General features: G+C 40.3%; 13 protein-coding genes. 8 read left to right on the top strand and 5 right to left on the bottom strand.

Translation table 11 applies throughout. The features are described 5' to 3' along the window. Positions 1-435 precede the first annotated feature (435 nt). Complete coding sequence (locus HUW48_RS25285; RefSeq protein ID WP_182413573.1) at positions 436-2,922, bottom strand: bifunctional UDP-N-acetylmuramoyl-tripeptide:D-alanyl-D-alanine ligase/alanine racemase; 2,487 nt, start codon at positions 2,920-2,922, stop codon at positions 436-438. A gap of 370 nt (positions 2,923-3,292) precedes the next feature. Between HUW48_RS25285 and HUW48_RS25280 the strand changes: the two genes are divergently transcribed. The 5 genes from HUW48_RS25280 to asnB all read left to right on the top strand — a co-directional run bounded on the left by HUW48_RS25280 (position 3,293) and on the right by asnB (position 7,610). Further along, positions 3,293-3,622 (top strand): ArsR/SmtB family transcription factor, encoded by a 330-nt coding sequence (locus HUW48_RS25280; protein WP_182413572.1) that lies wholly within the window; start codon positions 3,293-3,295, stop codon positions 3,620-3,622. 423 nt (positions 3,623-4,045) lie between these two features. Then, positions 4,046-4,645, top strand: a complete 600-nt coding sequence (locus HUW48_RS25275; protein WP_182413571.1) for an RNA polymerase sigma factor — start codon at positions 4,046-4,048, stop codon at positions 4,643-4,645. Beyond that, positions 4,620-4,850 carry a hypothetical protein gene (locus HUW48_RS25270; protein ID WP_182413570.1) on the top strand — a complete coding sequence of 77 codons (231 nt, stop codon included), beginning with the start codon at positions 4,620-4,622 and terminating at the stop codon, positions 4,848-4,850. Before HUW48_RS25275 ends, HUW48_RS25270 begins: the two co-directional genes overlap by 26 nt. Before the next feature lie 19 nt (positions 4,851-4,869). Continuing rightward, entirely contained in the window at positions 4,870-5,544 is a 675-nt protein-coding gene (gene nth, locus HUW48_RS25265; RefSeq protein ID WP_182413569.1) for an endonuclease III, read from the top strand. Between the two features lie 185 nt (positions 5,545-5,729). Beyond that, positions 5,730-7,610: an asparagine synthase (glutamine-hydrolyzing) gene (asnB, locus tag HUW48_RS25260; protein ID WP_182413568.1), complete on the top strand. Its 1,881-nt coding sequence runs from the start codon at positions 5,730-5,732 to the stop codon at positions 7,608-7,610. A 96-nt stretch (positions 7,611-7,706) separates the two neighbouring features. Here asnB and HUW48_RS25255 read toward each other — a convergent pair whose 3' ends face one another. Both HUW48_RS25255 and HUW48_RS25250 read right to left on the bottom strand, forming a co-directional pair. Beyond that, the gene (locus HUW48_RS25255) at positions 7,707-8,093 is read right to left on the bottom strand and encodes a co-chaperone GroES (protein WP_182413567.1); all 387 of its coding nucleotides are present in this window, start codon (positions 8,091-8,093) and stop codon (positions 7,707-7,709) included. A 159-nt stretch (positions 8,094-8,252) separates the two neighbouring features. Further along, entirely contained in the window at positions 8,253-9,413 is a 1,161-nt protein-coding gene (locus HUW48_RS25250) for a homogentisate 1,2-dioxygenase (protein WP_182413566.1), read from the bottom strand. Positions 9,414-9,767: 354 nt separating this feature from the next. Here HUW48_RS25250 and HUW48_RS25245 point away from each other — a divergent pair, with 354 nt between their 5' ends. After that, positions 9,768-10,397 (top strand): GDSL-type esterase/lipase family protein, encoded by a 630-nt coding sequence (locus tag HUW48_RS25245; RefSeq protein WP_182413565.1) that lies wholly within the window; start codon positions 9,768-9,770, stop codon positions 10,395-10,397. Positions 10,398-10,518: 121 nt separating this feature from the next. Here the strand turns inward: HUW48_RS25245 and HUW48_RS25240 are convergent, their stop codons facing one another. Continuing rightward, on the bottom strand, positions 10,519-10,932 hold the full coding sequence (locus HUW48_RS25240) for an EamA family transporter (protein WP_182413564.1): 414 nt from the start codon (positions 10,930-10,932) through the stop codon (positions 10,519-10,521). Positions 10,933-11,085: 153 nt separating this feature from the next. Here HUW48_RS25240 and HUW48_RS25235 point away from each other — a divergent pair, with 153 nt between their 5' ends. Further along, positions 11,086-11,991 (top strand): Gfo/Idh/MocA family protein, encoded by a 906-nt coding sequence (locus tag HUW48_RS25235; RefSeq protein WP_182413563.1) that lies wholly within the window; start codon positions 11,086-11,088, stop codon positions 11,989-11,991. Between the two features lie 224 nt (positions 11,992-12,215). Continuing rightward, on the top strand, positions 12,216-14,168 hold the full coding sequence (locus tag HUW48_RS25230) for a S9 family peptidase (RefSeq protein WP_182413562.1): 1,953 nt from the start codon (positions 12,216-12,218) through the stop codon (positions 14,166-14,168). A gap of 85 nt (positions 14,169-14,253) precedes the next feature. Here the strand turns inward: HUW48_RS25230 and HUW48_RS25225 are convergent, their stop codons facing one another. After that, positions 14,254-14,757, bottom strand: a complete 504-nt coding sequence (locus tag HUW48_RS25225) for a cytochrome P450 family protein (protein ID WP_182413561.1) — start codon at positions 14,755-14,757, stop codon at positions 14,254-14,256. Positions 14,758-14,961: the final 204 nt, after the last annotated feature.

The following is a 14,961-nucleotide window of genomic DNA, read 5'->3' as shown; positions in this document are numbered from 1 at the left end:
TACTAAATCAATACAAAGCCAACTTATGAACTGTACCCTTAAAAATAAAACTACCTCTACTCCTACTAAGCTTAGGAGAGGAACTTTTTTCATGTATAAATTTAAAAGGTATTCCCTTTATTTTGTCGCAGCACTTAACACCAAATATAATTTAAAAAACGTATTTACTAATTCTAAAACTACTACTCCACAAAATTAGAATCAGATAGCTAAGAATAAATAACACCAATTTGGCTATGGAGGGCATTATAATGTTCTGGTGCCGAGGATCGAGGCATTGTGAGGCACGAACAAAAGAAGCTTAGACTCGCCCTCAATAGCCAAACTAGGCCCGCCGGCCATGAGGCAAACAGGTTACGGTTCAAGTAAGATAGCACTAAAGCTTAGAGACTTGAAAAGGCTCCAAAAATTAAAAGATTAAAGAACCTTTACTTACTATAACTCCGCGAAGAAAACCCGCTTTACCCGACCACTAATATTTGTGAGTAGTTCGTAAGGGATGGTGCCTATTTTCCGGGCCATTTTACCAATAGTAATATTTTCGCCAAAAACTTCTACTTCATCACCGGCTTTTACGTCCAGCCCGGTTACATCCAGCATGCACATATCCATACAAATATTCCCGATAATTACCGCTTTTTGTTTCTTTATAAGAACTTGACCAACACCATTACCAAATCTTCGGTCGTATCCATCGGCATAGCCAATGGCAATGGTAGCAATTTGCTTTGGTTCGTCGGCAATACCTTTACGGCTATAACCAACTGTTTCTCCGGAAGCTACTGCCTTTACCTGCGAAATAGTAGTTTTTAACTGACCAACCGTACGTAGAGCATCTTGTTCCATGCCGGTTGCTTCTACCCCATATAACCCAATGCCTAACCGCACCATATCCATTTGGTGCTCCGGAAAACGCACTATCCCCGCCGAGTTTAAAATATGTTTAATAACCTTGTAACCTAACCTATTTTCTACTTGCTGCACCATGGCACGGAAACGGGATATTTGTAACTGCGAGAAATCGTTATACATGGCTTCATCGGCTCCCGCCAAGTGGCTGAAGGCGCTTATTACCCGTAATTGCGGGGTAGCCTCCAGACGCGCAAACAAAGGTTCCAGATCTGTTTCGGTAAAGCCCAGGCGGTGCATACCGGTATCAAGTTTTAAATGAATGTTCTGGCGGTAACTCGGGTCAGAAGGTAAAGCTTTCATGCAGGCCTCCAGAATTTCCAGAGAATATATTTCGGGCTCTAACTTGTATTGCTGCAACTTAGTAAACGAATCCGGCGAAGGGCTCATTACCATAATGGGTAAACTAATGCCGTGCCCCCGCAGCGAAATACCTTCATCCGGGTACGCCACCGTGAGGTAATCTACCCGGTGAAACTGAAGTAAATTAGCAATTTCGTAGGAGCCGCTGCCATAAGCAAAAGCTTTTACCATTACCATTAACTTGGTTTCGGGAGCCAGCTTAGCGCGGTAAAAATTTAGGTTATGCACCAAAGCATCCAGGTTTACTTCGAGTACCGTACCATGAACTTTCCGTTGAAAAGCGCTTACTATTTTCTCAAATTCAAATACCCGCGCCCCTTTTAATAGAATGGTTTCCTGACGATAGTTATCCGCATTAAATTTTTCTAAAAACTCATTTGTATCCGCAAAAAACTCAGCGGGTAACTCAAACTTTAATTTATGCCGGCTGATAACAGGACCAATCCCAACTAAGCGGTCGATGCGGTGAACCCGGATTAATTCGGCCACCTGGCTGTACAATACTTCTTCGGACAAACCAGATTCGAGCAAATCTGATAAAATCACGCTTTTCTTAACTGTACGGGTTTGGTTTTGCAGTACATCTAAGGCAATACTTAAACCGCTTAAATCATTGTTATACGAGTCGTCGAGCAGGTAACAGTTGTTTATGGCTTCTTTCATCTCCAGGCGCATGGCTACCGGAGTTAATTTTAAAAATCGCTGCTGGATTTCGAGTAATGGCACTTGCCTAACCAGCAATACGGCCAAACAATGCAAGCAATTTTCAATGGAAGCCTCGTCGGTGAAAGGAATGAGTAGCGTGCCCGTTTGCTGTTGATATTTGAATTTGCAGGCAAAGTGATTGTTTTGCAGAGCGCTATTTACAATCTGCAAATCGGCAGACTGGTGCCGCGACCAGGTAAACGCCGGAATATTTGCCGCCACTACTGCTTCATGAACAGGAACATGATCCAGGCAATAATAAAGACGCTCTACATTCTGAAATAATTTTAACTTCTCGGTTATTTTTTGTGCCACCGATTCAAATCCTTGCGCGTGGGCCTGCCCGATATTAGTAAAAATGCCTTCGGTAGGTTGAATAACAGCGGCGAGTTTTTCCATTTCTGCCATGCGCGAAATTCCAGCCTCAAAAATGCCCAGTGTATGATTTTGATTAATTTGCCACACCGAGAGCGGCACCCCGATTTGTGAATTATAACTACGCGGGCTTTTTACCACGCGTTCATCGGGACTAAGTAATTGTGCCAACCATTCTTTTACAATGGTTTTGCCGTTACTACCCGTAATAGCAATTACCGGTAACGAAAACTGACTCCGATGGTACGCGGTTAACTTTTGCAAAGCCGCTAAACTACTGTTTACCTGCAAAAAGTTAGCCTCCGGAAAAGCTCTTTCCAGGGCATCGGTTTGTTTTACACCTGGAATTGCATTGCTTTCCTCAATTACAAACTGTCGTACTCCCCGTTTATATAAATTAGCAATGTACTGGTGACCATTGTTATAAACACCTTTAATGGCAAAGAACAAAGAACTAGCCGGATGCGCCAGCTTACGACTATCCGTTAATAAATACTGAATTAAATAATCTTGTTTTAACTGCAGTAAGTTGCCATGAGTAAGATCAGCCAGATCCTGGAAGCGTAACATAGGTAAATTTTTAGTGGGGCAAAGGTAAAAAACACAAAGCAGAACGTTCGGATTCTAGTACCTATTTGTTCTGGCAAAAGCATATCTTCTGCAAAGAGGCTCATTCTTATTCTTGCTTTCACCTATTTGCAATTATTTAATTATGGGTAATATATTTTTACTTAGTAACGTAAGCTCCTGCCTTAATAAGTATATATCCGTATAAAAGCGAGTAAAAGCTTTTTGTATAAGGTAAACCCTAAGTGTAGAAGCGATAACCTAACTTTAATGGGCTACGCTGAACCAACTCAATCAGCGCAAGTCTTGCAATATTTACTAATTTTAATCTTACATTATACTCTTAGAAATAAAGCTTCTAAACCTGGCAGATATGGCAATTTCCAAGGCAGCCTCTTTCCGCGAAACAGAAATAAAACTAGCCGCTTACGCTAAAGCATTGGCGCATCCGGCCCGCATATCTATTTTACAATTGCTTAGTCAAAAGCAAATTTGCATTTGTGGCGACATTGTAGAAGAACTGCCTTTGTCGCAATCTACAGTATCGCAGCACTTAAAAGAATTAAAAGCAGCTGGCCTGATTACCGGCGAAGTAAACGGAACCTGCGTTTGCTACGGACTTAATACGGAGCAGGTACAGGAAGCACGACAATTACTCCAAGGTTTTTTTAATAATCTGGCTACTATCCTACCCGCTGGCTAAAGTTACTTGCTGCAAAATTTTTGATTAATTATTATTTAATCTGCTTATTTTTTAGTAACTAAAGAAATATATGGTAACTGCCTACCTTTTATGTTTCTTGACGCTCTTTTTAGCCCAGAATTTACTAAATTAGCTCCTGAAACACCTTTTAAAATAGATTATGAGTTTAACTCTCTGATGGCTAAATTCATCATATTTCAGAATGTTTGAGTCTTTGAACCAGGCTTAAAATTTTATATTGGGACGATTTTTGCGGTTTTTATAAAAAAATTTTCAAAAAAAGGCTTCTATGTAACTGGCTACTTTGCAATTCTGAAAATATCTCTATATATTTACAGAGAAACACTTCCAAGTAACATCCTAAAAATTCTTAATCTGTACAATATGGAATAAAGCTCTACGTTAATTTTATGTAGCTTTAATATGAACACAATCCAACTTAGCGACTCAGAACTGGTGTCGTTATATATTGCAGGTAATGAAAACGCTTTCGAACTCTTAGTAAAAAGACACAAGAACAAAGTTTTTACCACGATTCTATTAATCGTAAAAGACACTTATACCGCCGAAGATTTGTTGCAGGATACTTTTATTAAAGCTATCCATACAATGAAGAGTGGCCGGTATAACGAGGAGGGTAAATTTTCTTCGTGGATTTGCCGTATTGCCCATAACCTGGCAATCGACTATTTCCGTAAAGAAAAACGGAACCCAACAATTGAAATGGAAGATGGCAGCAATGTTTTTAACACGCTGGCATTTGCCGAAGAATCAATTGAAGCCTTGCAGATCAAGGAGGATACGCACAAGCGTCTCCGCGAATTGATCCAGCAATTACCCGAAGCCCAGAAAGAAGTGCTGATTATGCGGCACTACGCTGATATGAGCTTTCAGGAAATTGCTGAAACGACCGGGGTTAGTATAAACACTGCGCTGGGCCGCATGCGGTACGCATTGATTAACCTTCGGAAGAAGATGACAAACCAGAATATTGATTATGATAAAAATCTCTACACACAATGATCTCATCCAATACATTTATGATGAATTGGCATTGGGTGAGAAAAAAGTATTTGAACAAACCCTTGCTAAAGATCAGAAATTGGCTGAGCATTGTGCTGAGTTATTGATTTTGCAAGAAAAGTTAAATGGCGAATTGAAAGCTCCGAGCGAAAAAACAATTAACTCTATTTTAACTTATTCGAAAAACTTAAGTTTGCAGCAGTAAAACGCTGCAAACTTTTTTTATGCGCAAAAAGGAACGCTATCAGCATTTAATAGAATATTTTACTAATAATTTTCCGGAACCTAAAACCGAACTGCACTATAATAACGCTTACGAGTTAATACTAGCTGTAGTACTGAGTGCCCAATGTACCGATAAACGGGTTAATATGGTAACTCCGGCTTTATATGACCAATTTCCTACTCCGCAGCACCTGGCGGCGGCTACCCCAGATGATATTTACCCCCTTATTAAAAGTATTTCGTACCCGAACAATAAAGCCAAGCATTTAGCTGGTTTAGGTAAAATGCTGGTAGAGCAGTTTAACGCCGAAGTACCCAGCAGTGTAGACGAATTGCAGCAATTACCAGGTGTAGGACGTAAAACGGCTAACGTTATTTCTTCGGTTATTTACAACCAACCTGCTATGGCCGTAGATACGCACGTTTTTCGGGTATCTAAACGACTGGGTTTGGTTACGCAAAATGCGCACACGCCGCTGGAAGTAGAAAAGCAATTGATGCAGGGAATTCCCCAACACTTAATTCCGAAAGCGCACCATTGGCTTATTTTGCATGGCCGGTATATTTGCGTAGCCCGTAAACCTAAATGCGATAGCTGCGCCCTTACCCATTTCTGTAAGTTTTACCAGACATATTGGCCCAACATTCCCGATGATCCGGAGAACCGGTTATAAACTACTTCATTCACTTTAAATATGCTTCACAGAATCTAAGTAGTCAAAATAAGCTGTTTATCTAATATGTATTTATAGAAAGTTGGTTGGGTTGATAAAATTATTCCTGTTCATACATTTGACTTTCTCCTTTTTATTTGTTTCTGCGTATTCAGCGAATACGTTTTAAAATAATCCAGAAGAATTTGTGCGGTATTAATTTAATTATCAGTAAGAACGGTCCCGCTCCAGATTCGGCCATTCTGCGTCTTACTCAAGCAAACGTTCACCGCGGACCAGATGCTACGGATTATTACACCACTCATTACAACCAAGAATATATTTACTTTGGGCACAATCGTTTAAAAATACTTGACCTTTCGAACGAGGCAAACCAACCCCTTTTCTCATTAGACCGGCGTTATTTACTCCTCTATAACGGAGAAGTTTATAATTACCTAACTCTCCGGGCCGAGTTGCAAACTAAAGGCTACTCTTTCCAGACTACTTCTGATACGGAAGTGGTGCTAGCAACTTTAATAATATTTGGGCAGGCTGGCTTAGAAAAACTAAACGGTATGTTTGCCTTAATTTTTTACGACACGCAAACTCAAAAACTAATTGCCGCCCGCGATCGATTCGGCATTAAACGCTTGTATTATTTCCATTCTAACGAGTACCTGATTATTTCATCGGAAATAAATAGCTTGCTGGCATCCGGGTTAATTAAAAAAGAATTAAATGAACCGCAACTGCTAAATTACCTGCGCTACCGGTATGCTTTAAAACCCCAAACATTTTTTCGGAATATTTATGAGTTAGAAGAAGGTCAGATTTTAAGTTATGCGAATCAAAAACTTCACTTAGAATCTTTTATTCCCTCTTACGCAACTACAACAAATACAGAACGCAGCGATGCGGAGATAACTTCGCAAGCCGAAAATTTACTTTTAAAATCAGTGGAGCGGCAATTACGGGCCGATGTACCGGTGGGATTATTTTTAAGTGGCGGGGTAGATTCTACTTTAATACTGGCGTTGGTGCAACAATTAGGACATCGGCACTTCCCGGCTTTTACTATTAGCAACAAAGCCTCGGAGAGCACTTTCGGCTCCGCCGATTACCGTTTTGCCCGACTTGCCGCTCAGGATTTTGGCGCCGAACACCAGTCGTTTGAGATAGATGCTTCTATTTTAAAATACGTAGATGATTTAGTAACCACCCTGGACCAACCCATTGCCGATGGAGCAGCTTTGCTTACCTATTATTTATCTAAACAAGTAAGATCTACTATAAAAGTAGCTCTGTCTGGCGCAGGTGCCGACGAGCTTTTTGGTGGATACAACCGTCACCGGGCTTTTTATCATTTCCTGCAACATCGTCGGTTTGCCCATATATTCTTGGCTTTGTTTAAACCGGGAGCAAGCATGTTACCCACCGGAATAAAGCATCCGCTTCGTAAGCAATTTTTACTTATCCGGAAACTTGCCGATAAAATTCAGCCGTACCAACCCGTTCAAACTTATTTAAATTTTACGGCCATGGACCAGCACTTGCAAGATTTGTTACAACCTGGATTTTTTGGGAACACAGCCCTCGCCGAAACACCTGCCAACAATCAAAATATCCTGCGTTGGAGCCTGAACCAGGATTTACACCAGTATTTGATTGCGGATATTCTAGCCTTAACAGATAAAACCAGTATGATTCATTCGCTGGAGGTACGAACGCCTTACTTGGATAACGCCTTACATGCTTTCTTACAAACCTTACCTCCGGGAACCTTATTTAAGAATGGTTCTAAATGGATTCTAAAGCATATTCTGGAGAAACACCAGGAAAAGCAAATTGCTAACCGGCCAAAAGAAGGGTTTGGGATGCCGCTGGGTTATTGGCTTAAACAAAACGAAAACCGCTGGATTGTTGAAGATTTGCAGAATCCGCAACACGTATTGTTCCGCTACCTCCGCTTTCCGGAAACGCAACAACTTATTCAGATGCAACTACAGGGCCGCTACGATTATAGCACCGAACTTTGGGCTTTAATAATATTGGCCCGCTGGCTGAACCAACACTTTGCCGCTTAGTACAAAAGCCGTATAATTTTAAATACACTACTATTATAAAACAAGAAAGCGGCAATGTATAGGTGCCGCTTTCTTATTTAGGTATGTAAAAGAACTTTAATCTAAATCTTCTTCCCGAATCAGCATTAAAACTGCTGCCTGGGGTACGATAAAGTAACGCTCCGATAAGTAATTTATTTCGATGGCATCGCGTTGCAGATAAATGGCTAAATCGCCTTCTTTAGCCTGTAAGGGTATGTACCTAACTTCTTCTTCGTTGCCATTTTGATTCCACGATTCTTCCTCAAAAGTATAATCAGCGGGAATAGGATAGCCCGGACCTACTTTCATTACGTAACCTTCCTGCACTTTTTCTTTTTCCTGCACCCCAGGAGGCAGAAATAATCCGCTTTTAGTTTGGTCTTTCGGTGATTTTGGCTTTATCAAAATCCGATCGCCCACAATTATAATCTTCTGCAACTTATTTGTTTCAGATATTTGCATAGCTACTATTCATATTGGGTGGCAAATATACGCATAAACTTCCTGTTTCTATGCCGCAAATTGAGTTTAAAGCGTTTACGTTCCTTCTTCTGAGACAAAGGAATTAAAATAAAAACTCCCACTTAGGCGGGAGTTTTCTCCTACCGTTTACTAATTTCTTTACTTCCAACTCAAAGGGTAATTTTCATCCAGGTAAGGCAGGGCGGCTTCGGTTAAGTGCAAAGGTTTAAAAGTATCAATCATTACGGCCAACTCATGCGTTTCTTTTTTCCCAATACTGGCCTCTACAGTTCCCGGATGCGGCCCGTGCGGAATACCCCCCGGATGAATGGTGAACGAGGCAATATCTACCCCTTTGCGGCTCATAAAGTTACCTGCTACGTAATAAAGCACTTCGTCTGAATCAACGTTGGAATGATTGTAGGGTGCTGGAATAGCCAAAGGATGATAATCGAATAAGCGTGGTACAAACGAGCATATCACAAAATTATGCCCTTCGAAGGTCTGGTGAACAGGCGGTGGTTGATGGATACGGCCGGTAATGGGTTCAAAATCGTAGATAGAAAAAGCATAAGGGTAAAAAAAGCCATCCCAGCCCACCACATCAAACGGACTAAAATTATAAAAATACTGGTGCAAAAAACCTTCTTTTTTAATTTGTACCCGGTACTCGCCAGGTTCCGTTTGGGTAATTAATTCAGCGGGAGGGCGTATGTCGCGTTCGCAATACGGAGCGTGCTCTAATAATTGCCCAAACTGGTTGCGATAACGACGACAGGTTTCTACGGGGCTAAATGCTTCGATTATCAGTAAACGGATTGGACCTGGCTGGAATTTAAATTGATGAATAACCGTGCGGGGAATAACTAGATAATCGCCTTGCTGAAATTCCAGTTTACCCATAGGAGAAAGTAACTCTCCGCTGCCCTCGTGGACAAATACTACTTCATCGGCCTGTGCATTTTTGTAGTAATAATCCATTGAGTGGCTGGGGTCGGGGTTACAAATGCTGATGGTTACGTCATTATTTACTAAAAGCGTTTGGCGGGCGCTTAAGTAATCCGTACCAGTAATGGTTTGGGTTAAAGTACGCATATGGCCGGGAGCCAGGGGCCGGTTTTTAACCTCAACGGCCGCATACGGAACAGGCTCCCCGATGCGACTAATTTGAGTAGGCGGATGAATATGATACAACAGCGATGAAACCCCGTGAAAGCCTAAAGTTCCTACCAGTTGCTCAGCATATAAGCTACCATCGGGCTGCCGAAACTGAGTATGCCTTTTCGGCGGGATAGTACCTAATCGATAATAATAGGCCATAAAAAGCTGCTTTTAAGTAAGTTACTACTTATTTTTTACTCATTCCATCTGGCAAAGTTTAGCAATTAGTACTTGTTTGTAGCCCGACTTGAAAATTACTGGCTAAACGAATTCCGGCGAAGTACTTAATCTGAAATAAAGAATTGCCTTCCCGGGTTATCTACCTAATTTACTTTTTTGTTTATTGTTGAGGTTAACAAGTTCTGTTAGCAGATATAGGTGATTTTTAGATTGGTCGGCATTGCAAAGAATAGGAAATTATCACAACCAGTAGTTTAGTTAATTTGCTTATTCGTTCGTTAATTGGAAAGCTTTTAAACTTTACTTATCTGATTTATTGCAAACTGCCACATTATGAAAAACTGGTTTATTCTGGCTCTGCTTTTTATTTATCCGCTTATCGGATTTTCTCAATCTAAAATTAAAGTTGCTTGTGTGGGCAACAGCATTACCGCAGGAGCGGGAGTAGAAGCCGGCAAAAACTACCCGGACCAACTGCAGGTTTTGCTAGGCGATACTTACGACGTTGAAAATTATGGTATTAGTGGCCGCACCTTATTAAAAAAGGGCGATTTCCCTTACTGGAAAGAAGCCAAATACCAGGAAGTGCTGCAATGGCAACCCGATATTGTAGTAATAAAGCTAGGCACCAATGATTCCAAGCCGCAAAACTGGCAGCATAAAGCCGAATTTAAAAAAGATTACATTGCGTTTGTTAAGTCTTTCAAAAAACTCCCCTCCCACCCTAAGGTATACATCTGTAAACCCATGCCAGCGTACTACGAGAATTTTAAAATTAACCCGGGAGTGATTAAAAACGAAATTTTACCTTTAATAGAAACTATAGCAAAAAAAACGAAAGTAAAAGTAATTGATTTGTATACTCCCATGCTGGGTAAAGATGCTTTGGCACCAGATGGCATCCACCCGAACGCGGAAGGCGATGCCGTTTTAGCCAATGAAGTATATAAGGAAATTAAGTAATAAGTTTTTAGTTATACGTTTTAGGTTAATAACACATTAGCTTTTAATCACCTATTTTAAATCAGGTACTTAGTTAATTTTATCTTTTTATTTAAGTAAATAAAAAGATAAAATTAAGGTCTTATAAAACTAAAACGAGTGTTCCTAAAATAATTAATCCTGCTCCTGAAGCAGTTTTTAAACTAAGGGGTTCGCCTAAAAATACAACAGATAAAAAAATAGCAATGGCTACGCTGGCTTTATCAACGGGAGCTACCTGCGAAACTTTACCAACCTGCAAGGCTTTAAAGTAAAATATCCAGGATAAGCCGGTAGCACACCCGGATAAAACCAGAAAAGTCCAGTTTGTTTTGGTAAGATTCGCTAAACCAGGAATACTACCTTTGAAAAAAGCGATAGACCAGGCTAAAGTTAAAATAACTACCGTACGAACAGCAGTAGCCAAGTCCGAGTCAACCCCTTTTATGCCAATTTTGGCAAAAATAGCCGTTAAAGCTGCAAATACCGCTGATAACAGCGCATACGTCCACCACATAAATTTCTGATTATAAATTTTAAGTACTTCAACGAAATTAGTGTACAGTATAAATTGTGATAATCTAATGATTACTCTAAGCCATCAGCTAAACAACTAAAAACGAACAACTACTTTAATAAAAACGGTTAAAAGTAATTATACCTTTACGTTATGATAAAAGTAGGCATAGTAGGTTTAGGCGATATTGCACAGAAAGCGTATTTACCCGTTTTAAGTAAACGGGCCGATATAGAAGTCCATCTTTTTTCTGGTAATGTTACTAAACTAACCGAGTTAGGCCAACAATACCGGTTTACGAACCTTCATGCAACTCTGGATACTTTTTTAGCAAGTGGCCTAAACGGGGTTATGGTACATGCCGCTACCGAAGCCCACTACGAACTAGTAAAATTATTTTTACAGCATCGCCTCCACGTTTTTGTGGATAAACCGCTCACTTTAAATTATCCTGATTCTAAGCATCTGGTAGAACTGGCTGAGCATCATAATTTATTGCTTTTTGTGGGCTTTAACCGGAGGTACGCTCCTGTTTACCAAAAGTTAAAAGAACTTCCGGAGCCTAATTTAATTATCATGCAAAAAAACCGGCAGGCCTTGCCCGATACCATCCGCCGGTTTGTGGTAGAAGACTTTATTCACGTTGTAGATACCTTACGGTATTTATTTCCTTATTCCATCGAGGATATTGTGGTTCATGGGAAAAAACAAGGCGATGTGTTGCACCACGTAGTCATTCAACTTATAAATAAACAAGCCATTGCCATTGGCATCATGAACCGCGATACCGGCACTACCGAAGAAAAATTGGAAGTAATGAATGCCACCGAAAAAAGAATTGCTTACAACGTAGCCGAACTTGAAATTTTAAGTAATAAAAACACCTCTTGGCCAGGCGGCAGCGATTGGGAGTCTACCTTATACAAACGAGGCTTCGATAACCTGGTAGAAGATTTTTTACAAGCTTTACGAACTGGCACTCCGCCTCAGATTAGCGCCCGCGATGCACTACGCACTCACGAAATCTGCGAGATAATTGTAGAAAAGTTAAGTAGCTAGCTTCCTTTTTCTCGATCCCTGATAAAAATATACGCATTATTTAACCAGTAAATAGGCCTTGTTTTAGTAGTACTTGCACCTCTGACAGGTTTACGTTGGTTAAGTAAAGTAACACCTAAAGCCAATTACTCACATAAACTTTATATTAACTTACAACTTGTTATTTGCTAATGGTTTATGTAAATTTAAAAGTAATCCTTCTCTACAACTCTAACCCGCCTGCTATGAAAAATTTATGGAAGTTTATTAGTGGTCAAGTTATAATTTTAGTTCTGCTTTCGGGCTGTAATAATTCCGGAACCAGTAAATCAGAAAAGCTAACAACCGAAGCTCCGGCTAAAGCTTATACCATCGAAGAATTTATGGCTACTACTTCCATCGGGGGCAGTGATTTTTCTCCTGATAATAGCAAAATTCTTTACACAAGTAATCAATCCGGTATTTACAATGCTTTTGAGTTACCGGTAAACGGAGGAGAACCCAAACAACTTACCCGTTCTACTACTAACTCCGTTTTTACTATTTCTTATTTCCCGGATGATGAGCGCATTTTATACAGCAGCGATAAGGGCGGAAATGAAATAAGCCACCTATATGTGCAAAACCTGGATGGCACAACCAAAGATTTAACCCCCGGCGAAAAAGCTAAATCCCAATTTTTTACGTGGGCGCACGATAGAAAGAGTTTCTTTTTTATCAGCAACAAGCGCGATAACCGCTATTTCGACCTCTACGAAATGGACGTAAAAACGCTAACTCCGAAATTACTATTAGAAAATACCCAAGGATTAGATGCTACTACTATTTCGCGCGATAAACGCTATATCGCCTTAATTAAAAGTATTACTACTAATAACAACGACATTTATTTATATGATGTGGCCACCAAGCAGTTAAAGCATTTAAGTCCGCATAAAGGCGATATTTCTTATTCTCCGGCAACCTTTACCCCAGATAACAAGCAACTATATTTTTTAACCGACGAGAACAGCGAGTTTAAGTTTGTTAAAAGCTACGATATAGCTTCGGGCAAAACCGCCGATGTAGAAAAAGCCGATTGGGATATTATGTACACCTACTTTTCCTACGATGGCAAACACCGGATAACTGGTATTAATAATGATGCCCGAACTCAGATTAAAATTTACGAAACAGGCTCGAACAAACCCTTAGAACTACCCGATATGCCAGCCGGTAATATCAACGATATTAATATTTCGGAAGACGGTAAATTAATGGCCTTTTATGTAAATAGTTCTAAAGCACCCAATAATCTGTACGTTTATAATTTTGGAACGAAAGAGGTTAAGGCTCTTACCAACTCCATGAATAAAGCCATTAACCCCAACGATTTAGTAGCTGGAAAAGTAATCCGGTATAAATCTTTTGATGATTTAGAAATTCCTTCTTTGCTGTATACTCCCAAAGGCGCCAAAGCCGGCGATAAACTTCCGGCCTTATTATGGATTCATGGTGGCCCGGGCGGGCAAACTACTTTGGGTTATGACCCTTTGTTACAATATGTCGTGAACCATGGCTATGTAGTGTTAGCGGTAAACAACCGGGGCAGTTCGGGTTATGGTAAAACATTTTTTGCCGCGGATGACCAAAAGCACGGCGATGTAGATTTGAAAGATTGTGTGGCTTCTAAAAAATTCCTGGCTGAAACGGGCTACGTAGACCAAAATAAAATTGGTATTTTAGGCGGTAGCTACGGTGGGTATATGACATTAGCCGCTCTAGCTTTTACCCCCGATGAATTTGCCGTAGGTGTGGATATTTTTGGCGTAGCCAATTGGCTGCGTACTTTAAATAATATTCCGCCTTATTGGGAATCTTTCCGGGAAGCACTTTATAAAGAGATGGGCAATCCTAAGACCGACTCGGCAGCCCTTTATAATAAATCACCATTATTTTTTGCGCATAAAATTAAAAAGCCTCTTATCGTGCTTCAGGGGGCCAACGACCCACGGGTATTAAAAGTAGAATCCGACGAAATTGTAGCAGCCGTAAAGAAAAATAAAGTACCCGTAGAATACATCGTTTTCCCCGACGAAGGACATGGTTTCGTAAAAAAAGAAAACGAGATAAAAGGCTACGGTGCTATTCTGAAGTTTTTAGATACCTACTTGAAAAACGGCACTACTCAAATAAAAGAAGTTGCTGTAGCTGATTAAGATAACTCTAATAAGAAAATGAATAGCCTTTTTAGTAAATATTTTACTAAAAAGGCTATTAAAAATACTTATCCGAAGGAAGAAACTAACTTTCTGGATGGACTGCCACCTGGTCTACAGGCACAGTAGTAGTATTATTTCTTACTTCTTGCATAATAACCCGGCTTTGGGGTAAAGTAGGCATGCGCGACATAGGATAAGTTAAATCCTGCTTCGGTACTTCAAAACGAATACCTCTGGTCAGGTAATTTAAAGCTAATTTCGTGGTTTCGATGGTAATCCATCCGTTGGCGCAGCGGTGACTGGTAAGGTAATAACCACTTCCCTGCGGAATAAAACTATAAGGGCTGCCTTGCCAATTGCAGAAACGTTTGGGAACAAAAGAGAATGATTGCTCCCACCAAAGGAGCAAACGAATAATACCGTCGTACTTCTTGCACAAAAATTCGGTAAAATCTTGCTCATCTGTCACTAATTTCTGCCGGTGAGCCGGGAATAGATGCACAGCCAAAGCGCTGAAAGTTATGTAAGTGGCTATAGCAACAATAGGCCGAATAACGTTTATCCATTCTACGGCCGCCCTTTGCAAATACCATTCTGTTTACCGTTAAAGTCTATGTAGGTATAAATCTGATAGCATTGCGAGAAAGCAAATCTGTTGAGAAATCCTTTCTTCGTTCCGTCCGGATTAAATCTTCGGCAAGCAGTTTGTCTTTTTCTAAAAACCTGCTATTTTTCAAAAGCGCGAGCCATATTTTTTATGAATCAGAAAAATATTGTTTCGTGCTTTTGC

Source organism: Adhaeribacter radiodurans, assembly GCF_014075995.1.
Taxonomy (GTDB): Bacteria; Bacteroidota; Bacteroidia; order Cytophagales; family Hymenobacteraceae; genus Adhaeribacter; species Adhaeribacter radiodurans.
This window is presented reverse-complemented; position numbering and strand designations above follow the sequence as displayed.

Excerpts from the sequence above, each read along its gene's own strand:
- HUW48_RS25285 (WP_182413573.1), bottom strand. The coding sequence starts at position 2,922 with ATGTTACGCTTCCAGGATCTGGCTGATCTTACTCATGGCAACTTACTG.
- HUW48_RS25280 (WP_182413572.1), top strand. The coding sequence starts at position 3,293 with ATGGCAATTTCCAAGGCAGCCTCTTTCCGCGAAACAGAAATAAAACTA.
- HUW48_RS25275 (WP_182413571.1), top strand. The coding sequence starts at position 4,046 with ATGAACACAATCCAACTTAGCGACTCAGAACTGGTGTCGTTATATATT.
- HUW48_RS25270 (WP_182413570.1), top strand. The coding sequence starts at position 4,620 with ATGATAAAAATCTCTACACACAATGATCTCATCCAATACATTTATGAT.
- nth (WP_182413569.1), top strand. The coding sequence starts at position 4,870 with ATGCGCAAAAAGGAACGCTATCAGCATTTAATAGAATATTTTACTAAT.
- HUW48_RS25255 (WP_182413567.1), bottom strand. The coding sequence starts at position 8,093 with ATGCAAATATCTGAAACAAATAAGTTGCAGAAGATTATAATTGTGGGC.
- HUW48_RS25250 (WP_182413566.1), bottom strand. The coding sequence starts at position 9,413 with ATGGCCTATTATTATCGATTAGGTACTATCCCGCCGAAAAGGCATACT.
- HUW48_RS25245 (WP_182413565.1), top strand. The coding sequence starts at position 9,768 with ATGAAAAACTGGTTTATTCTGGCTCTGCTTTTTATTTATCCGCTTATC.
- HUW48_RS25240 (WP_182413564.1), bottom strand. The coding sequence starts at position 10,932 with ATGTGGTGGACGTATGCGCTGTTATCAGCGGTATTTGCAGCTTTAACG.
- HUW48_RS25235 (WP_182413563.1), top strand. The coding sequence starts at position 11,086 with ATGATAAAAGTAGGCATAGTAGGTTTAGGCGATATTGCACAGAAAGCG.
- HUW48_RS25230 (WP_182413562.1), top strand. The coding sequence starts at position 12,216 with ATGAAAAATTTATGGAAGTTTATTAGTGGTCAAGTTATAATTTTAGTT.